The sequence below is a fragment of the Pseudomonas sp. 008 genome, from assembly GCF_016861935.1.
Classification (GTDB): domain Bacteria; phylum Pseudomonadota; class Gammaproteobacteria; order Pseudomonadales; family Pseudomonadaceae; genus Aquipseudomonas.
On record NZ_BOMA01000004.1, the window covers coordinates 173,965 to 193,812 of the forward strand.

20 protein-coding genes are annotated in these 19,848 nt (G+C 58.3%); 15 read left to right on the top strand and 5 right to left on the bottom strand.

The annotated features are described in order from the left end of the window. Positions 1 to 61 precede the first annotated feature (61 nt). The 6 genes from JUI81_RS10235 (at position 62) to JUI81_RS10260 (ending at position 5,366) form a co-directional block, all read left to right on the top strand. A complete protein-coding gene (locus JUI81_RS10235) occupies positions 62 to 925 on the top strand; it encodes a YicC/YloC family endoribonuclease (RefSeq protein ID WP_019580465.1) in 864 nt (287 codons plus the stop codon). A gap of 12 nt (positions 926 to 937) precedes the next feature. Further along, entirely contained in the window at positions 938 to 1,558 is a 621-nt protein-coding gene (gene gmk, locus JUI81_RS10240; protein ID WP_018927481.1) for a guanylate kinase, read from the top strand. A gap of 167 nt (positions 1,559 to 1,725) precedes the next feature. Then, positions 1,726 to 1,989 carry a DNA-directed RNA polymerase subunit omega gene (gene rpoZ, locus JUI81_RS10245; protein ID WP_003177259.1) on the top strand — a complete coding sequence of 88 codons (264 nt, stop codon included), beginning with the start codon at positions 1,726 to 1,728 and terminating at the stop codon, positions 1,987 to 1,989. Between the two features lie 56 nt (positions 1,990 to 2,045). Continuing rightward, entirely contained in the window at positions 2,046 to 4,151 is a 2,106-nt protein-coding gene (gene spoT / locus JUI81_RS10250; RefSeq protein WP_007934594.1) for a bifunctional GTP diphosphokinase/guanosine-3',5'-bis pyrophosphate 3'-pyrophosphohydrolase, read from the top strand. 24 nt (positions 4,152 to 4,175) lie between these two features. After that, positions 4,176 to 4,556, top strand: a complete 381-nt coding sequence (locus JUI81_RS10255; protein WP_003177257.1) for a RidA family protein — start codon at positions 4,176 to 4,178, stop codon at positions 4,554 to 4,556. A 69-nt stretch (positions 4,557 to 4,625) separates the two neighbouring features. Further along, on the top strand, positions 4,626 to 5,366 hold the full coding sequence (locus JUI81_RS10260; RefSeq protein ID WP_019580464.1) for a hypothetical protein: 741 nt from the start codon (positions 4,626 to 4,628) through the stop codon (positions 5,364 to 5,366). Positions 5,367 to 5,506: 140 nt separating this feature from the next. On the opposite strand, the gene JUI81_RS10265 is transcribed toward JUI81_RS10260, so the two are convergent. After that, positions 5,507 to 6,364: an SDR family oxidoreductase gene (locus JUI81_RS10265; RefSeq protein ID WP_028939149.1), complete on the bottom strand. Its 858-nt coding sequence runs from the start codon at positions 6,362 to 6,364 to the stop codon at positions 5,507 to 5,509. A 189-nt stretch (positions 6,365 to 6,553) separates the two neighbouring features. Between JUI81_RS10265 and exbB the strand changes: the two genes are divergently transcribed. The 6 genes from exbB to JUI81_RS10295 all read left to right on the top strand — a co-directional run bounded on the left by exbB (position 6,554) and on the right by JUI81_RS10295 (position 13,415). Then, positions 6,554 to 7,552, top strand: coding sequence for a tonB-system energizer ExbB (exbB, locus tag JUI81_RS10270; RefSeq protein WP_028939150.1), 999 nt, complete (start codon positions 6,554 to 6,556; stop codon positions 7,550 to 7,552). A gap of 6 nt (positions 7,553 to 7,558) precedes the next feature. Further along, on the top strand, positions 7,559 to 7,987 hold the full coding sequence (exbD, locus tag JUI81_RS10275; protein ID WP_019580461.1) for a TonB system transport protein ExbD: 429 nt from the start codon (positions 7,559 to 7,561) through the stop codon (positions 7,985 to 7,987). Beyond that, a complete protein-coding gene (locus JUI81_RS10280; protein WP_019580460.1) occupies positions 7,984 to 8,733 on the top strand; it encodes an energy transducer TonB in 750 nt (249 codons plus the stop codon). The genes exbD and JUI81_RS10280 overlap by 4 nt, the downstream gene beginning before the upstream one ends. 188 nt (positions 8,734 to 8,921) lie before the next feature. After that, complete coding sequence (locus tag JUI81_RS10285) at positions 8,922 to 9,851, top strand: hydrogen peroxide-inducible genes activator (RefSeq protein ID WP_008007618.1); 930 nt, start codon at positions 8,922 to 8,924, stop codon at positions 9,849 to 9,851. Positions 9,852 to 9,860: 9 nt separating this feature from the next. Continuing rightward, entirely contained in the window at positions 9,861 to 11,936 is a 2,076-nt protein-coding gene (gene recG / locus JUI81_RS10290; protein ID WP_018927475.1) for an ATP-dependent DNA helicase RecG, read from the top strand. Positions 11,937 to 12,014: 78 nt separating this feature from the next. Continuing rightward, the gene (locus JUI81_RS10295; RefSeq protein WP_028939151.1) at positions 12,015 to 13,415 is read left to right on the top strand and encodes an aminoacyl-tRNA deacylase and HDOD domain-containing protein; all 1,401 of its coding nucleotides are present in this window, start codon (positions 12,015 to 12,017) and stop codon (positions 13,413 to 13,415) included. 82 nt (positions 13,416 to 13,497) lie between these two features. Here JUI81_RS10295 and JUI81_RS10300 read toward each other — a convergent pair whose 3' ends face one another. Further along, the gene (locus JUI81_RS10300) at positions 13,498 to 14,862 is read right to left on the bottom strand and encodes a hypothetical protein (RefSeq protein WP_019580459.1); all 1,365 of its coding nucleotides are present in this window, start codon (positions 14,860 to 14,862) and stop codon (positions 13,498 to 13,500) included. Between the two features lie 289 nt (positions 14,863 to 15,151). Between JUI81_RS10300 and JUI81_RS10305 the strand changes: the two genes are divergently transcribed. Continuing rightward, a complete protein-coding gene (locus JUI81_RS10305; RefSeq protein ID WP_028939153.1) occupies positions 15,152 to 15,409 on the top strand; it encodes a hypothetical protein in 258 nt (85 codons plus the stop codon). Continuing rightward, positions 15,406 to 16,167 (top strand): Fic family protein, encoded by a 762-nt coding sequence (locus tag JUI81_RS10310; RefSeq protein WP_204124196.1) that lies wholly within the window; start codon positions 15,406 to 15,408, stop codon positions 16,165 to 16,167. Before JUI81_RS10305 ends, JUI81_RS10310 begins: the two co-directional genes overlap by 4 nt. 36 nt (positions 16,168 to 16,203) lie before the next feature. On the opposite strand, the gene JUI81_RS10315 is transcribed toward JUI81_RS10310, so the two are convergent. Continuing rightward, the gene (locus JUI81_RS10315) at positions 16,204 to 16,587 is read right to left on the bottom strand and encodes a hypothetical protein (protein ID WP_028939155.1); all 384 of its coding nucleotides are present in this window, start codon (positions 16,585 to 16,587) and stop codon (positions 16,204 to 16,206) included. 529 nt (positions 16,588 to 17,116) lie between these two features. Between JUI81_RS10315 and JUI81_RS10320 the strand changes: the two genes are divergently transcribed. Further along, entirely contained in the window at positions 17,117 to 17,497 is a 381-nt protein-coding gene (locus JUI81_RS10320) for a DUF6124 family protein (RefSeq protein WP_204124197.1), read from the top strand. Between the two features lie 72 nt (positions 17,498 to 17,569). Here the strand turns inward: JUI81_RS10320 and JUI81_RS10325 are convergent, their stop codons facing one another. Together JUI81_RS10325 and JUI81_RS10330 are read right to left on the bottom strand one after the other, a co-directional pair. Next, positions 17,570 to 18,940, bottom strand: a complete 1,371-nt coding sequence (locus tag JUI81_RS10325; protein WP_204124198.1) for a lysozyme inhibitor LprI family protein — start codon at positions 18,938 to 18,940, stop codon at positions 17,570 to 17,572. 50 nt (positions 18,941 to 18,990) lie between these two features. Further along, a complete protein-coding gene (locus JUI81_RS10330) occupies positions 18,991 to 19,722 on the bottom strand; it encodes a lysozyme inhibitor LprI family protein (protein ID WP_231380630.1) in 732 nt (243 codons plus the stop codon). Between the last annotated feature and the right edge of the window lie 126 nt (positions 19,723 to 19,848).

Sequence of the window (19,848 nt, forward strand, 5' to 3'; positions counted from 1 at the left end):
TCACAGATAGCGGGTCCGCGAACCATGGGTTACGCGCCGACCTGCATTGCGAGGTACCTCCATGGTGCACAGCATGACCGCCTTCGCCCGCGTCGAGAAAGCCGGCGTCCAGGGCACCCTGAGCTGGGAGCTGCGCTCGGTCAACAGCCGCTACCTGGAACCCCATCTGCGCCTGCCGGAATCTTTCCGCGACCTCGAGGGCGCCGTCCGCGAAGCCCTGCGCCAGGGAATTTCCCGGGGCAAGCTCGAATGCACACTGCGTTTCACCGAAGAAAGCACTGGCAAACCACTGCAAGTGGACCGCGAGCGCGCCGCGCAATTGGTCGCTGCCGCCGAGACCGTCGCCAGCCTGATCAAGAACCCTGCCGCGCTGAACCCGCTGGAAGTCCTGGCCTGGCCCGGCGTGCTGGTGGCCGACGCCGCCGACCCGCAAGCGCTGAATGCCGAAGCCCTGACGCTGTTCAACCAAGGCCTGAAAGAACTCAAGGCCGGCCGCGAGCGCGAAGGCGCGGAGCTGGCGCGGTTGATCAACGAACGCCTGACGTCCATCGAAGAAGATGTGGTGATCCTGCGTGAGCTGGTCCCGCAGATGCTCGCCACGCAGCGTCAGAAAGTCCTCGACCGCTTCACCGACATGAAGGCCGACCTCGACCCGCAGCGCCTGGAGCAGGAAATGGTCATGCTCGCGCAAAAGAGCGACGTCGCCGAAGAACTGGATCGCCTGAGCACTCACATCATCGAAGTTCGCCGGGTGCTCAAATCCGGCGGCGCTGCCGGTCGACGCCTGGATTTCCTGATGCAGGAGCTCAACCGCGAAGCCAACACACTGGGCTCCAAAGCCTTCGACCCGCGCAGCACCCAAGCGGCGGTCAACCTCAAGGTGTTGATCGAGCAGATGCGCGAACAAGTACAGAATATTGAGTAAGGCAAACCTGACATGACCCACAGTACCGGCACCCTGTACATCATTTCCGCACCTTCGGGTGCAGGCAAGAGCAGCCTGGTCAAAGCCCTGACCGACGCTGATCAGGAGATCCGCGTCTCGGTCTCCCACACCACCCGCGCCATGCGTCCCGGTGAAGTGAACGGCGTGAACTATCACTTCGTCGAACGCAGCGAGTTCGTGAAGATGATCGAGCACGGAGATTTCCTCGAGCGCGCCGAAGTGTTCGGCAATCTCTATGGCACTTCGCAAAGCCACCTGCAGCAGACCCTGGATGAAGGCCACGACCTGATTCTGGAAATTGACTGGCAGGGTGCAGAGCAAGTGCGCAAGTTGATGCCCCAGGCCCGCTCGATCTTCATTCTGCCGCCGTCCCTGGAGGCCTTGCACCAGCGCCTGACCAATCGCGGCCAGGACAGTGACGAGATCATCGAAGGCCGGATGCGCGAAGCCGTCAGCGAGATGAGCCATTACGTCGACTACGATTACCTGATCATCAACGACAATTTCGCCCACGCACTGGACGATCTGAAGGCGATTTTCCGCGCCAATCAGCTACATCAGAAGCGTCAGCAGCAGCGTCATGGCAAATTATTGGCTGAATTGCTCGGCTAATCAGCTCTTCCCAAAACCGCTGCAAGGGCTTTACATTGGTGCTTATAGCGCGTTGAAGAGCCTGGTCAAAAAATCAGCGCTTCCCTAATCGCTGGTGATTTTTTAAACTGTTGAGTCCGCTCGCCCAACCGGGCAGCGCGCATATTGCATTCGCTCCGAGGAATACCATGGCCCGCGTAACCGTTGAAGACTGCCTAGAACACGTGGAAAACCGCTTTGAGCTGGTCATGCTCTCTACCAAGCGTGCCCGTCAACTGGCCACTGGTGGCAAAGAGCCCCTGGTTCAGTGGGAAAACGACAAGCCTACAGTTGTAGCGCTGCGTGAAATCGCTGAAGGCCTGATGAGCTACGAGTTCATCGCCAACGCTGAAATCGTCGAAGACGAACCGCTGTTCGCAGCGTTCGAGGACGAGTCCAACGAGGCAGTATAAGCCATGCCTGGTCGACGTAGCACGGCGCGGGGTCATAGCAAACGGCAGGTGTCATCATGCCGAGCATAGACGCCCTCGCCGATCGCTTATCGACCTACCTCGGCAAGGACCAGGTCAACCTGGTCCGCCGAGCGTACTTCTACGCCGAACAAGCCCACGACGGTCAACGCCGCCGCAGCGGTGAGGCGTACGTCACGCATCCTCTTGCGGTGGCGAATATTCTTGCCGACATGCACATGGACCATCAGAGCTTGATGGCTGCAATGCTGCATGACGTGATCGAAGACACCGGTATTGCCAAGGAAGCGCTGCAAGCGCAGTTCGGCGAAACCGTGGCCGAACTGGTCGACGGGGTCAGCAAACTGACCCAGATGAACTTCGAGACCAAAGCCGAAGCCCAGGCCGAAAACTTCCAGAAAATGGCCATGGCCATGGCACGCGACATTCGAGTGATCCTGGTCAAGCTGGCCGACCGCCTGCACAACATGCGCACCCTGGAAGTGCTGTCCGGCGAAAAGCGCCGGCGGATCGCCAAGGAAACCCTGGAAATCTATGCGCCCATCGCCAACCGGCTGGGCATGCACGCCATCCGCATAGAATTCGAAGACCTCGGCTTCAAGGCCATGCACCCGATGCGTTCCGCGCGGATCAACCAGGCGGTCAAGCGCGCCCGGGGCAACCGCAAGGAAATCGTCAACAAGATCGAAGAGTCCCTCAGCCACTGCCTGGCCATCGACGGCATCCAGGGCGAGGTCAGCGGTCGTCAGAAACACCTCTACGGCATCTACAAGAAAATGCGCGGCAAGCGTCGGGCCTTCAACGAGATCATGGACGTGTATGCGTTCCGGATCATCGTCGACAAGGTCGACACCTGCTACCGCGTGCTGGGTGCTGTACATAATTTGTACAAACCGTTGCCGGGGCGCTTCAAGGATTACATCGCGATTCCCAAGGCCAACGGCTACCAGTCGCTGCACACCACGCTGTTCGGCATGCACGGTGTACCGATCGAGATCCAGATCCGCACCCGTGAGATGGAAGAGATGGCCAACAACGGCATCGCCGCCCATTGGCTGTACAAATCCAGCGGCGACGAACAGCCCAAAGGCACTCATGCCCGCGCCCGCCAGTGGGTCAAAGGCGTGCTGGAGATGCAGCAACGGGCCGGTAACTCGCTGGAATTCATCGAGAGCGTGAAGATCGACCTGTTCCCGGACGAGGTCTACGTGTTCACGCCCAAGGGCCGGATCATGGAGCTTCCAAAAGGCTCCACGGCAGTCGACTTCGCTTATGCGGTGCACACCGATGTGGGCAACAGCTGCATTGCCTGTCGGATCAACCGTCGTCTCGCGCCGCTGTCCGAACCGCTGCAAAGCGGCTCCACGGTCGAGATCGTCAGCGCCCCCGGCGCACGGCCGAACCCGGCATGGCTCAACTTCGTGGTCACCGGCAAGGCGCGGACCCACATCCGCCATGCGCTTAAGCTGCAACGCCGCTCCGAATCCATCAGCCTCGGCGAACGCCTGCTGAACAAGGTGCTCAACGGCTTCGACAGCTCGCTGGAAAAAGTCCCGGCCGAGCGTGTGCAGTTGATGCTCCACGAATATCGCCTGGAACTGATCGAAGACCTGCTCGAAGACATCGGCCTGGGCAATCGCATGGCTTACGTAGTCGCCCGCCGCCTGCTCGGCGAAGGCGAGCAGCTGCCAAGCCCGGAAGGTCCGCTGGCCATTCGCGGCACCGAAGGCCTGGTGCTCAGTTACGCCAAGTGCTGCACGCCGATCCCGGGCGACCCGATCGTTGGCCATCTGTCCGCCGGCAAAGGGATGGTGGTGCACCTGGACAACTGCCGCAACATTAGCGAAATCCGCCACAACCCGGAAAAATGCATCCAGCTCTCGTGGGCCAAGGATGTCACCGGCGAATTCAACGTCGAGCTGCGCGTCGAACTGGAACACCAGCGCGGCCTGATCGCCCTGCTGGCCAGCAGTGTCAACGCGGCCGACGGCAATATCGAAAAAATCAGCATGGACGAACGCGACGGTCGTATCAGCGTGGTCCAACTGGTGGTCAGCGTGCACGACCGCGTGCACCTGGCCCGCGTGATCAAGAAACTGCGCGCCCTGACCGGGGTCATCCGCATCACCCGCATGCGTGCGTAGCCCACCCTTCACAAGGAGTCATACATGACCAAGACCGTTATCAACAGCGACAAGGCCCCGGCCGCCATCGGTACTTACTCCCAGGCGATCAAGGCTGGCAACACCGTGTACATGTCGGGTCAGATTCCTCTGGACCCAAAAACCATGGAATTGGTCGAAGGCTTCGAAGCCCAGACCGTCCAGGTGTTCGAGAACCTCAAAGCCGTGGCTGAAGCCGCTGGCGGTTCGTTCAAGGACATCGTCAAACTGAACATTTTCCTCACTGACCTGAGCCACTTCGCCAAGGTCAACGAGATCATGGGCAAGTACTTCGACCAGCCTTACCCAGCCCGCGCCGCCATCGGTGTTGCAGCCCTGCCAAAGGGTTCGCAGGTTGAAATGGATGCCATTCTGGTCATCGAGTAATGTGTCCGGCGCAGCCTTGCGAGGCTGCGCCGACTGATCTTGTACAAAGGGTTCTGAAAGGATTCCATCATGCGCCATGCGCTAGCTCTCTCGCTGGTCGCCCTACTCTTGGGCGGATGTGCCAGCAACCCTGCCGACCGCGACATCAGCGGCACCTGGATCAATCAGGCGGCGATCGATTCAGCCTCCAAAGGCGGCTCCCTGCGTGAAGCGCTCCAGGCCTATGGCCCGAACCTGGAATGGGATGTCAACACCAGAGCAGGTCAGGCGCGCTACACCAATGGTTTTGAAAACGTCGAAGGCAAGCTGCTGGGCGAAGAATCCGGCGCCTGGAAAGTCGATTTTTATGGCAGTTCCGCCAGCGAGCTGAAGCGTGATGGCAAGCAACTGCACCAAGTCGCCAGCGAAAACGAACCAGAGCAGCTTTTCGACCGCGCCCAGATCCAGGTCCCGGACGGAGCACCAATCGGTGCCAGCTTCGAGCGCGCGCTGTACTCGGCCTACATGGGCGGCAGCTGGAAAATCATCAGCGGTCCAGGTGAAGGTGGCACTGTGCAGTTTCAGGCCGACGGCCAAGTGTCCGGCCTGCCCGGTGCCGACCGTTACGCCCTGTGCCTGACCGGCGATTGCGCATCGATGAGCATCGGCAACGACAACATCTGGCTGCAACTCAATGGCCAAGGCAATACCTGGATCTTCGCCCGCAAAGGCAAGGAACTGGAGCTCTTTCAGGCCGTGAACACCGCCTTGGCGGACGAGATGCCGCAGTTTGCACCCGGCGAGCGCAAGTGGTTGCTCAAAAAGCAGTAACCCGGCCCTAAGGCCAACGCAAAACCCATTGTAGGAGCGAGGCTTGCCCGCGAAGACGGTGTAACAATCAACGTTGATGTTGGATGTTACGACGTCTTCGCGGGCAAGCCTCGCTCCTACAATATTGATGGGCCCGGAAATTAGCAGCGACCTTCAAGAATCGCGGCATAGCCCTCGCGGAAACTCGAATACTTCGGCGTCCAGCCCAACGCCTTCGCCCGAGCATTGCTGCAGCGCTTGCTGCCGGCACGACGCACACTGGCATCCTCGGCCCATTCGGTAACGCCCAGATACTCACGCAACCAGCCCACCACCTCTGCCATTGGCGCAGGCGCATCATCGACACCTATATAGGCATCATCCAGCGCCACTCCACGCCGATCCGCCTCAAGCAGGAACGCCAGCAACCCCGCCGCGTCGTCGACGTGAATCCGATTGGCGTACAGCGGCGGATCGATCGCCACGCGATAACCGCGACGAACCTGAGTCAGCAGCCACTCTCGACCTGGACCATAAATACCGGTCAGACGCACGATGCTGGCCGGGATGCCGCTATCACGCGCTACTTGCTCGGCCTCCAGCATCACACGCCCTGAATAGCCAGCCGCCACGGTCGGCGAATTCTCGTCGACCCACTCACCCTCTTGCTGGCCGTAAACACTGCTGCTGGAAACGAATAGCAGCCGATTGGGCACTTGCCCGTAGTCGCCCAGCCATTCCAGCACGTGCTGCAAACCCTGAACATAAGCGGCGCGGTATCCGGCCTCATCGTGATCGGTAGCCGCCGCGCAATACACCAGGTAATCCACCGCCCCGATTGGCCAGGTCGCCGGGCAGTCTTTATTGAACAAGTCACCGGCAACGCCAATCACCCCTTGGGGTAGGCGTGAGACGTCACGCCGCAAGCCGTGAACCTCCCACCCCGAATTCAACAATTGCGTAGCCAGACGGCTGCCGACATCACCGCAGCCGGCGATCAAAACAGAAGGCGCGGACATCAGAAGACTCCCTCAAGAAAGGTACAGACTAGCGCCCGAAATGGATGGACAGCTAGCAATGGAAGAAAAAAAGAGACGCTATTACTTTTGTTAACAAGAATTAATTGCAATAATGCCAGCCACTTTTGTTCTCGGCCTTACGAGGCCTGGAAGAACACTTACCGTCTTTTCCTCTCAGGTCCGGCCAGCATGACACGCAATCAACTCTCCGCTTCGCCAACCAAACGACCTCGCGCCTGGAGCGCGGTAGCCGCCCTGCTGCTCAGCCTGATGCTGGCGCCGACCGCCGCATTCGCTACTGAAACTTCTGTTCCCGCAGCCACCAACGTGCCAGCTGCTCATGCCACGCCTGACGTACCGAGAAACCCCGACGGCAGTGTCGATACTTCATCACTGCCGCCAGAAGTGCAAAAGGCTTTGGCTGAATTCGGTGAACAGACAAAGCTGATGGAAAAGCAGCTGGAAGAAGGTAACTCCCTGGGCATGGCCCACGACCTGTCGCCATGGGGCATGTACCAGAACGCCGATATTATCGTGAAGATCGTGATGATCGGCCTGGCCATCGCCTCGATCATCACCTGGACCATCTGGATCGCCAAGGGCTTCGAGTTGATCGGCGCCAAGCGTCGTCTGCGCGTTGAAATCACCCACCTGAAAAAAGCCGCCACCCTTAAGGAAGCCAGCACAACGGCGGCCAAGGAAGGCACCCTGGCCAATCTGCTGGTCCATGACGCGCTGGAAGAAATGCGCCTGTCGGCCAACAGCCGCGAGAAAGAAGGCATCAAGGAACGCGTGAGCTTCCGCCTCGAGCGCCTGGTGGCCGCCTGCGGTCGCAACATGAGCAGCGGCACCGGCGTGCTGGCCACCATCGGTTCCACCGCGCCGTTCGTCGGCCTGTTCGGTACCGTATGGGGCATCATGAACAGCTTCATCGGCATCGCCAAAACCCAGACCACCAACCTCGCCGTCGTGGCCCCCGGCATCGCCGAAGCTCTGCTGGCGACCGCGCTGGGTCTGGTTGCAGCAATTCCAGCGGTGGTCATCTACAACGTCTTCGCCCGCTCCATCGCCGGTTACAAGGCGCAGGTGTCCGACGCCTCGGCAGAAGTCCTGCTGCTGGTCAGCCGCGACCTCGACCACCAGCCGCCCGAGCGCAGCTCGCAACCGCACATGGTGAAAGTGGGGTAATCGGCCATGGGCCTGCATTTGAAAGAAGGCGCAGACGACGATCTGGCCGAGAACCACGAAATCAACGTCACGCCGTTCATCGACGTGATGCTGGTGCTGTTGATCATCTTCATGGTGGCGGCACCGCTGGCCACCGTGGACATCAAGGTCGACCTGCCCGCCTCCACCGCCAAACCGGCGCCGCGGCCAGAGAAACCGGTGTTCCTCAGCGTCAAGGCTGACCAGCGCCTGTTCCTCGGCGAAGACGAAGTGAAGGCCGAAGCCCTCGGCGCCACGCTCGACGCCAAGACCCAGGGCAAGAAAGACACGACGATCTTCTTCCAGGCCGACAAAGGCGTGGACTACGGCGACCTGATGAGCGTGATGGACGCCCTGCGCGCCGCCGGCTACCTGAAGGTCGGTCTGGTCGGACTCGAGACGGCAGCCAAAAAATGATCAACACGCGCCAAAAGCTGACGCGTTACAGCGGTAGCCTGGCCGTGGTGCTGGGCGTCCATGCGCTGGCCATTGCGCTGGCGCTGAACTGGACGTCACGCCCGCCGATCGAGCTGCCGCCGCAAGCGATGATGGTCGAGCTAGCGCCGATGCCGGCCCCGCCACCGCCCGCACCGCCGAAGGTGATCACGCCGCCACAGCCACCGGCACCGGTGGAAGAACTGCCGATTCCAAAACTCGCTGAAGCGCCGAAGGCCGAGATTGCCGTGCCGAAACCGGTCAAACCCAAGCCGAAGCCGCAACCGCCCAAGCCTGTGGAGAAAAAGCCGGAGCCACCGAAGGAAAAGCCTTCCGAGGAGAAGCCTAGCGACACGCAGCCAACCCAGGCGCCGACGGAGAAATCCGCTCAGCCGGCTCCCGGTCCATCACCGGCACAGCAAGCGGCTAAAGCTAACTGGCAAGGAACCCTGCTCGCGCACTTGGCCAAGTACAAAGAGTACCCGGCCAGTGCACGGATGCGAGGCAAGGAAGGTTTGAATCGCCTGCGCTTCGTGGTAGATGCCGAAGGTAACGTGTTGTCATTTGAACTGGTGGACCGCTCGGGCACTGCCGACCTGGACCGGGCCACACTGCAAATGATCCGCCGCGCCCAACCGCTGCCCAAGCCACCGGCCGACATGCTGAACAACGGCACCATCGAAATCACTGCACCGTTTGTTTACTCGCTGGAAAAACGCCGACGCTGAAACACCGCCGCTCCCACAGGTTCTTCGGCAGCCACAAAACCTATAAAAAGGCACCGAAAGGTGCCTTTTTGCATATCTGGAAACGGCAAACCTGCATTGCCCAGTGTCACTTAGCACACTCAGTCTGATAACGTGCGTCTATCGATTGCAGCCGGTATGCTTGGCCCGCAACTTCATGGACGCTTGCTATGACTCTCACAGAATTACGCTACATCGTTACCCTCGCCCAAGAGCAGCACTTCGGCCACGCAGCCGAGCGTTGCCACGTCAGCCAGCCGACCCTGTCGGTGGGCGTGAAAAAGCTTGAAGACGAACTCGGTGTGCTGATTTTCGAGCGCAGCAAGAGCGCCGTGCGCCTGACCCCGGTGGGCGAAGGCATTGTTGCCCAGGCACAGAAAGTCCTGGAACAGGCCCAAGGCATCCGCGAACTGGCCCAGGCCGGCAAGAACCAGCTGACTGCACCGCTGAAAGTCGGCGCGATCTACACCGTCGGCCCGTACCTGTTCCCGCACCTGATTCCACAACTGCACCGGGTCGCCCCGCAGATGCCGTTGTACATCGAAGAAAACTTCACCCACGTGCTGCGCGACAAACTGCGCAACGGCGAGCTCGACGCGATCATCATCGCCCTGCCGTTCAACGAAGCCGATGTACTGACCTTGCAGCTCTACGACGAGCCGTTCTACGTCCTGATGCCAGCCCAGCATCCGTGGACGCAAAAAGAATCCATCGACGCCGCCCTGCTCAACGACAAGAGCCTGCTGCTGCTCGGCGAAGGCCACTGCTTCCGCGATCAAGTGCTGGAAGCCTGCCCGACCCTGGCCAAAGGCAACGACGGCGCCAAACACACCACGGTGGAATCCAGCTCTTTGGAAACCATTCGCCACATGGTCGCCTCTGGCCTGGGCATTTCGATCCTGCCGCTGTCGGCGGTGGACAGCCACCACTACGCCCCGGGCGTGATCGAAGTGCGTCCATTGAGTGCGCCGGTGCCGTTCCGCACCGTAGCCATCGCCTGGCGCGCGAGCTTCCCACGGCCCAAGGCGATTGAAATCCTCGCCGACTCCATTCGCCTGTGCTCGGTGGCCAAGCCGCCAGCGCCGGTGGTGGCCGGTTAAGTCGCTGTCATGACCGAGTTGTCGCAAGTGTCGGTGACGGCACTCAAGGGTGTCGGCGAAGCCATGGCCGAGAAACTGGCCAAGGTCGGTCTGGAAAATCTCCAGGACGTGTTGTTCCACCTGCCGTTGCGCTATCAGGACCGCACTCGCGTGGTCCCGATCGGCCATTTGCGACCCGGGCAAGACGCGGTGATCGAAGGCACCGTCAGCGGCGCCGACGTGGTCATGGGCCGGCGCCGCAGCCTGGTTGTCCGTCTGCAGGACGGCACCGGCGGGCTCAGCCTGCGCTTCTACCATTTCAGCAACGCCCAGAAAGAAGGCCTCAAACGCGGCACGCGGATTCGCTGCTACGGCGAAGCCCGGCCCGGTGCCTCGGGGCTGGAGATCTACCACCCCGAATACCGCGCCATTACCGGCGACGAACCGCCGCCGGTGGACGAAACCCTGACCCCGGTCTACCCGCTCACCGAAGGCCTCACCCAGCAGCGTTTGCGCCAGTTGTGCATGCAAACCCTGACCCTGCTCGGCCCCAGCAGCCTGCCCGACTGGCTGCCGACCGAACTGGCCCGGGACTATCAACTGGCGCCGCTGGCCGATGCGATCCGCTACCTGCATCACCCGCCCGCTGATGCCGACGTCGACGAACTCGCCCTCGGTCATCACTGGGCCCAGCATCGTCTGGCCTTCGAAGAACTGCTGACCCATCAACTGTCCCAGCAGCGCCTGCGCGAAAGCATGCGTGCCCTGCGCGCGCCGGCGATGCCCAAAGCCACGAAACTGCCACAACAGTATCTGGCCAACCTCGGCTTCACCCCGACCGGCGCCCAGCAACGGGTCGGCAACGAAATCGCTTACGACCTCAGCCAGCACGAACCGATGCTGCGGCTGATTCAGGGCGACGTTGGCGCGGGCAAAACCGTGGTCGCCGCCCTCGCCGCGCTTCAGGCGCTGGAAGCGGGTTATCAGGTCGCACTGATGGCGCCCACCGAAATCCTCGCCGAGCAGCACTTCATCACCTTCAAGCGCTGGCTCGAACCGCTGGGCATCGAAGTTGCGTGGCTGGCGGGCAAGCTCAAGGGCAAAAACCGCGTGGCCGCGCTGGAGCAGATCGCGGGCGGCGCACCGATGGTGGTCGGCACCCACGCGTTGTTCCAGGACGAAGTGCAGTTCAAGAACCTGGCACTGGCGATCATCGACGAACAGCACCGCTTCGGCGTGCAGCAGCGCCTGGCTCTGCGGCAGAAAGGCGTCGGCGGGCGGATGTGTCCGCACCAGCTGATCATGACCGCCACGCCGATCCCCCGGACGCTGGCCATGAGCGCCTACGCCGACCTCGACACCTCGATCCTCGACGAACTGCCGCCCGGCCGTACCCCGGTGAACACGGTGCTGGTCACCGACACCCGGCGCGTTGAAGTGATCGAACGGGTGCGCGGCGCTTGTGCCGAGGGCCGTCAGGCCTATTGGGTGTGCACGCTGATCGAAGAGTCGGAAGAGCTGACCTGCCAGGCCGCCGAAACCACACACGAAGACCTCACCGCCGCCCTCGGCGAGTTGAAGGTCGGCTTGATCCACGGCCGCATGAAGCCCGCCGAAAAAGCTGCCGTCATGGCCGAATTCAAGGCCGGCAACCTGCAACTGCTGGTCGCCACCACCGTGATCGAAGTTGGCGTGGACGTGCCCAACGCCAGCCTGATGATCATCGAAAACCCTGAACGCCTTGGCCTCGCACAATTGCACCAGTTGCGTGGCCGCGTCGGCCGGGGCAGCGCCGTCAGCCATTGCGTGCTGCTCTACCATCCACCGCTGTCGCAGATCGGCCGTCAGCGCCTGGGCATCATGCGCGAAACCAACGACGGTTTTGTCATCGCCGAAAAAGACCTCGAACTGCGCGGCCCCGGCGAAATGCTCGGCACACGCCAGACCGGTCTGCTGCAATTCAAGGTCGCGGACCTGATGCGCGACGCCGACTTGCTGCCCGCCGTACGCGACGCCGCTCAGGCTTTGCTCGAGCGCTGGCCGGATCACGTCAGCCCGCTGCTCGACCGCTGGCTACGCCATGGGCAGCAATACGGCCAAGTGTGAGCACTGTCGCAGTTTCTGGACCCTGGCCGTAAACAAGCTGGTTATACTCCTGCAATTGTTTGAAAACGGATACAGACCATGACAGAAGCTGCCCTCGCCCCTGAAACCCCGCACGCTCCGTCTGTTATTCGGCTGCTGCTCGGCAAACTGGGCATCGCCTACCAGGAAGTCCTCGACCATCACGGCCTGAACGCCGCGCGTAAAGTGCAGGCGGTTTTGCTGGACGATGCCGTCGGCGCGCTCATGGTGCTGTTTCCGCAAAGCCAATTGCTGGACCTCAACCGCCTCGCCGAACTCACTGGCCGCCGGTTGACCGCTGTATCCACCGAACGCTTGGTAAAAATGCTAGGCAAACACAGCCTGAGCCTGCTGCCCGGCCTGCCGGCGCTCACCAGTTCGCCGTGCCTGTATGACGAAAGCCTGCTGCGCGAGCCTAAGTTGCTGATCAACTCAGGCGAGCCAGGCGTGCTGCTGGAAATCACCAGCGAAGATTTCAAAACCATGCTCACCAAGGCCAGCGCCGGCAACTTCGGCGAAGCCGTGCACAGCATCCGCCCGAACCTCGACCGCCCCGACGATGACCGCGAGGAAATCACCCAGGCCGTGCAAGCGTTCACCGCGCGGCGCATTCAGCAACGCCTGGAAGCGACCATCGAGATTCCGCCGCTGGCCGAAACCGCGCAAAAAATCATCAAACTGCGGGTCGACCCCAACGCCACCATCGACGACATCACCGGCGTGGTCGAAACCGACCCAGCCCTGGCCGCCCAAGTCGTCAGCTGGGCAGCGTCGCCGTACTACGCCTCGCCGGGCAAGATTCGTTCAGTGGAAGACGCCATCGTCCGCGTGCTGGGTTTCGACCTGGTGATCAACCTGGCGCTGGGCCTGGCCCTGGGCAAAACCCTGAGCCTGCCCAAAGACCACCCGCAACACACCACGCCGTACTGGCAGCAATCGATCTACACCGCCGCCGTCATCGAAGGCCTGACCCGCGCCATGCCCCGCGCCCAGCGCCCGGAAGCCGGCCTGACCTACCTCGCCGGCCTGCTGCACAACTTCGGCTACTTGCTGCTGGCCCACGTCTTCCCGCCGCACTTCTCGCTGATCTGCCGCCACCTGGAGGTCAACCCGCACCTGTGCCACAGCTATGTGGAACAACACCTGCTGGGCATCAGCCGCGAACAGATCGGCTCATGGCTGATGCGCTACTGGGACATGCCCGAAGAACTGGCCACCGCCCTGCGCTTCCAGCACGACCCGAGCTACGACGGCGACTACGCGGAATACCCGAACCTCGTGTGTTTGGCGGTGCGTTTGCTGCGTAGTCGCGGGATTGGCTCTGGTCCGGATGAAGACATTCCGGATGCCTTGCTGGAGCGTGTGGGGCTGACTCGCGACAAAGCCAACGACGTCGTGAGTAAAGTCCTCGAAGCTGAAGTCCTGCTGCGCGAACTGGCTTCGCAATTCAGCCAGGCCTAAAAGCATCGCGGGCAAGCCTCATTCCTACAGATCACCGAAACCCTGTAGGAGCGAGGCTTGCCCGCGAAGAATCCAACTCGGTCTAAGCCAGGTAGCGCACAACAAACCCAGTAGTCGGCTCCGGAATGGAGATCAGATAGCCGCAAATAACGATGCGGTTGTCCGCCATCACGGCGCAACCCCGGAACAAATCGATACCTTTTTCATCGTTCCGATCTACCCATCCTTTACCCGCAAACGTCACATCCAGAGAGCCGTCAGAGGTATAACGCGCTGTCGTGACCGAACTGTTTTCGTCAAGGAATGCGTCTCCCCCCTGCCCACTGACAACCAGCTTTCCATCAGCCTGCAGGACGCAACGCCGCCACGAAACACCATGCTCAGTGAAGTTGGAGAACAGCGGTTTACCGTTATTAAAGACAAGATTGAAACTGCCGCTGACGTTTAGCGAGACGACCAACCCTTCGCGCAGGCCCTCTGCCTCCGCAGTCCCCACTGCTACAACCCCACCGTCAGCCTTCAAGGCCATTGAGACAAGATCGAGCCATCGACTGCTGTCGGTGATTGTCACAACACCGATCTTGTCGTCGCCATAGCTTTCATCAACGCTGCCATCTTGGTGATAGCGAATTACATAAGCATCAGGCCGTTCACCTGAGGCCTCTCTACTGAAATCACCACAGACCAGAACTTTGCCGTCCTGTTGGACGGCGACACCATAAGCGTAATTCCAGTTGTGATTAATGCCCGGAAGTTCGACTAATACAAAGCCTTTGCCATTAAGCGTCTTGTCCAGTGAGCCATCAGTATTCAGGCGCACTACAATTCCCCTCAAGTAGTCGAAGGCGAACATAACAGTGCTGACCAGGACAATTTTTCCATCCTGCTGACCGACGGCCACTATCCCGACATCGCCCGCACTTACCGACGATTTCTCTGCCTTCTTTTCGTCATGGCGGCGGGTAACAAAACTAGCACCGGGATTGGCGCGAGAATCGATAAGGTCATAAACATTGAGGGTGACCTTGCCGTCTTTATCAACACCGAAGGTAGAATCCAGCTCACCATTCTGAAGTTGGCGAACGACCGCGAGATCAACTTTACCGTCCGAGTGTTCTACGGTGCCGGTGATCAGCCATCCGCCATTTTCCGAAGGCCGCAGATGGCGCGCAGAAAATGACGACCCATCCTTGAATGGGACATCGACGGTTCCCCCTGGCCCAAATTGCAAATCAAGCGAGCCATCCTCATTCAGCCTTGCCACCTTTGTTGGAGAATTCTCTGATGGTGGAGCGTTGAAAAGAAGCAGTAATTTTTTGTCGGATAATGGAAGAACCGAATTAGCAAATCTGCCAGCAATCCCTTCGAAAGGCAGTTCAACAAGACCAGTTTTATTAAAGGTTTTATCTTGAAATTCCGTGGATTTATTGCGTTGTGCTTGAGTCATGACCGCGCTCCATCGTGGCGTGAAAGGATGCCCTTCTAGGGACACAATCACAGTGGAGCACGGTGGCATTGCCCAAAACACCTGTCATAAATGACAGTTCAGCATTCATTAAAAGCCAAATGAATGGCCTGTCGAGCCACTGAATCACCCAAAAGGTAAGCCAGATACACCGCCCTGGGCCTTTTCAGTTGCAAATATTGCCCTATTTCCACAGATTTTGGCCTTTGAGCCAGCAACGACAGGAAGCAAGCGCCCTGCTATGATTTGACGGCAAATAGAGGGATTTCCGATGACCCAAACAGCTGCTGTCAGCGTTGCAAGCCAAGTCCGCAAGCTTGCTAAAGACAACAAGGTTACTGCTAGACGTGACGGCATGAGTCGCATGGCCGTGTGCATTACCCGTTTGGCTGGCGATGTCGTCGAGTTGGATGGCATCGAACAGTTGCTCGTCAACCTCAAGAGAAAAGGCGTTCTGAGCAAGTCTGAAATCCTGGCGCTCCAAGGGCGTTATCTTCAGGAAAGGCGTGCACAGAAACGTAGCGCATGACTTTTGATCCGTTCGGCGACTTCGAAACTGCTGGATATCTTCAAAACTCGCTGCAACTGAAAGATCCCACCGAAGTAAAAGAGTCAGAGCATCTTTCGTTCGAATTAAGTATCGAAGATGCGCTTGCCTATTTGGCTAAGAAGAAGCCAATCGATTACAAGACAGTACTCAAAGTTCACGAAATCCTGTTCTCAGGCCTCTATCACTGGGCAGGAAAAGACCGGAACGAGCTTGTCCCTCACCTGGCAGTATTCAAGGGCTCCCTCGACGATCCCCGCAGCACCGTCTTCGAGCGCCCGGACTCCATCAAAATGTCTGTCGACTATGCGCTTCAGCTAGCAGCTGACAAGAAACGCTTCAGAGACCATCCCGGCGGGGTGATGGGCCAGCTGGCTTTCGCACACCCCTTCCTGGACGGCAATGGGCGCACGATTCTATTAGTCTTCATGGAACTCTGTTATCGAGCCAAGTTCGCCATCGACTGGTCAAGGACAAGCAAAGACGACTACTTGCGGGCACTCAGCGACGAGATCCGAGAACCTCGCGAAAGGCATCTCGATAACTACCTCAACCCGTTCGTAGTCGATATATCCAGTCGTGACGAATGGCCAGAGACCATCGGTGGTATCAGAGGCCTGGATGGCCTGGACAAGGAAGACATCACATACGAGAACCTGGACAACCCGCAAGTCCAGCAGATCTACAAGACATACCGGGGCCAGCCACTGGACGCCGGGCCTCCTGAGCCGGATAGCTGAAGAGGCTGACTTATCCTGGCGAGCTACCTGAAAGACCTATGACTTCGGCTTGGCCTTCCGCGGCTTCAAATACTTGGTCAACCCCTGAAACCAGATCACCAACGCCGGGTTGCCCTTGATCTGAATCGACTTGTCCTGAATCCCCTGCATAAACGCCAATTGCTTGTTCTTCGCCTGCATCGTGGCAAAGCCATACGCCGCGTCTTTAAAGGCAATCGCAAACGCAGGCTCGGCATATACGCCGGACTTGCTGGTAATACGCTGATCCTTCACCACGAAATGCCGCGCCACCTTCCCGTCCAGGGTCTGTAGCTGAAACACCAACGCCTTGTCACCCAACTGCTGCTGAAACGCAGGATTCGTCCGACTGGCCTTACCCATCAACAAACCCAGCATCCACAGAAGAAAACGAAATTTCATGCGCACAGCCTCAAAAGAAAAATGAACGGCCGGCGCAGTGTAGCCGCTTCAAGCAAGAACGCCACCGTCGTGTTGCGTTAGAAGAAGATGAACCGCTTTTCCCGCATGATGACTGCCAAGTCACGCTTTGCACTTCATTCTGAGGGACCCGCCCTACACCTGAAGAAACACATTTCTGTAGGAGCTGCCGAAGGCTGCGATCTTTTGATCTTGATGCCCTCAAACCTCTCGGACATTTCCTTCAAAACGCCGGGCTGTTCATGAACTAGGCGACTTGGGCCATCACCGATAACCTCTGTACGTCACCGCAAAATCGGTGACACGGACGTGCAAGTCCGGCGGGATACACAATGGTTATGGCAATTCATCGAGCATTTTTCTATGCTCGCGAACCGTTATGGCGGCTGTGTATGGGAGACCTTCGGGTCTGCCGGGTAATCCCGCCGGTCTTGCACACCTATGCACAGCTGCCACCTCTTTCGAAGTGCACGCGAAACGGTGTCGGCTCCTTAATTACGGGATTACATCTATGTTCAAGCCAACACCAAATCCTCCTGAAAACGAAGCCACATCCCCCTACGAATCATTAGATTCCAGAAAACTCCACGAAGCCGCCGAACGCGCCCTCGACCACCATTTCGGCCCGCCACCCAACGAAAAACCCAAGCGCAAAGGCAAACTCTTCACCGTCTCCCCCGACATCGACACCGAAGCCCTTTTGGCCAATGCCTCCGAAGACCTGAAGTCCATAAGCGCCATCGCCGCCGACCTGGCCGACGACATCGAAGGCACCCGCCGCTCAGTCGCCCTGGCACTCAGCAGAATGGCGGATGGGGCACAGTTGTTGGTGGAGCGAGCGCTGGATCATATTGATTCGCCGAATCCGGCGGAGCATCGGGCTAAGGCGTAGCAAAAATAAGAAGGGGATTTAACGTCCCCTTCTTTCATTCAAAATGCATTGGTCACGTCTGCGCTCGGAGCTTTAGATGCAGTGACTTGCCTTGATCGATTCTGTGCCTTGTGATTCCAAGCGCTTCACGTTGTTGATACCCGCCTGGTCACCCTTGCCGGCAGACAATTGATAACAGGCCAACGCTCGAGAAATATCTTTGGTTCCTAGGTCGCCACTCTCAAAAGAGGAAGCCAGAGAGTTGAGCGCATTCGTAGATCCCATGGAAACCGCGCGAATCAGCTCCTTTTCTGCCTGTTCGGGGTGCTGGCAAGGGCCGTCATAATCGGTGGAATTACCAGTACAGTAAAACATGGAAAGACTCAGCGCCCCGTCCGGCAGCGTCGTTGCTGCGGCTTTAAACAATGCCTCAAGCTTGCTGGTTTCCAATTGAGGTGCCATCTGCGAAAGACTCAAACTTGCCGCCGACAGACTCGCCCGTGGATCGCCCGACTCTGCAGCACATACGTAGTTTTCCAAGGATGCTTCATACAGCTCCTTAGTCAACCGGTATTGTTCAAGTGCCCCTAAACCACCCAAACCCTCTGCGCGTTGATAACAGAAGTTCTCGGCGCGGCTCATTCCAGGTCTACCGGATGCGACAAGCTCCTTCTCGCTGATCGACCAATCCTCAATCCCCACCAGCGCCCAGCACGACTTCTTAGCAAAGTTAAAAATCTTGATGTTGCTGTTACCGGCTCGTTTATCCACAACGTTCATGTGAGTGTCGTCGACCGTTTCGATCTCAATTCCTTCAGTCTTGCCTTCCATCGCAGTCATCAACGGAAACGTCAAACTGGAGCCAGTCTCCGCAGTAATTTGCGGTTCAAATCGACCAGGGTCCGAGGTCCGCTTCAACACCAATATTTTCACCGCCAGTGCGGTAAGGCGCTTCTGGGACTCGGCATTGGTGGAAAACACTGGCAGAAACTGCGCGAAGTCTGAGGATGGACACGAAGCACTTCCCCCGCCCCCACTGCCTGAACGACCCACAGTCTCAGGCGCGATCCCGTCCAAATAAGCCGAACGCTCCTGACTCATTTTTGCAATGCAATTGTTCACTACCGCCACATGAGCAGGCTTGGCTGCCTCAATCTCGAACGCCTCTACGGTGCAATTCGTATCCCGTAATTTGATCCACGCACGCTGGGATTCCTTTACCTGCGTCGAATACTCCACCCCTAATTTCGGGTCAACTGAATATTGAGATTCAAGCCTTGCCATCAGTTGGTGATAGCTCGTATTCAACTGAGAATCTGCGGAATTCTTTGCAGCCTCGGAACACGGGACAACCTGCGGGCTAGAGCTGATTTCACTGCAGTCGTCTTGGGCGAACGCGGCTGAAAACGGTAGTAGCGCGAACGCGATTAACACGCTGGTCAACCCTAAAACAAAGCGTTTCACTGTCTTCAATCCTTGATTATGGAACATACCTATTTTTAAGTTTATTTCAGCTACTTTGATGGCGGAGCAACCGCGATTTGCCTGGCACGATCAAGGGTCAGACGAATCAAGCAACTAGCAGATTGCTCACCATATATAGACTTTACGCACTCGAGATCCCGAAACTTCATCCAAGCTCGTTGAACCTCACGAAACGCGGTTCTTTTTTCGTCACTTAAACGATTTGCCTTATCATGGTAAGCCGAATTAAGCAGCGCATCCGCATCCGCCAAAACCAACTGATAAATATCGCTCTCTTGCACTATTTTTACTTGAGGCAAACTCTGAGGCAGATCCGCATCCCAGTTATTCAATCCATTATTGTCATCAACTCTTAGCTTAACCGTTTTATTATCAAACCACCCATATTGATTTTTTGTCTGCTCCGACTTGTAAAGCAACTCAATATAAATTGGGTCGCTTCCCCGTTGCGGATCATTTAGCAGAGTCTGCTTTAAAACACCGACATTTCCATCTCCCTCATCCAGCTCGAAAGAAAAGCAAGGGGTTGGCCCAGGCTGAGCAGCTGACTTGCTCGCACGCATACAGTCCGCTCGAGTAGAGCCGCTCGGCTCATTACTTCCCGTTTCTACATCTTGAATTCTAATTAGCAGTCTCAAGTTAGGGGCCGCAGAATAGTCGGCCTGTAATATCTTCGCGGAATAGAACGGTTCTGCTTGAACGGTAGCGACGCTAAATACAAAAAATGCTGAGCACGCCAAGAAAATTGTATTTTTAACCACAGGGCTTAACTCCATTTAATTTAAAAAATGGGGAGATATTTATTTATCGAAAGTTAAAACCTACTTTACAAAATAAATTCGTCCCCTTTTTGCTGATCAGCACCCGCTTGTAGGCGCCGCCGGCAA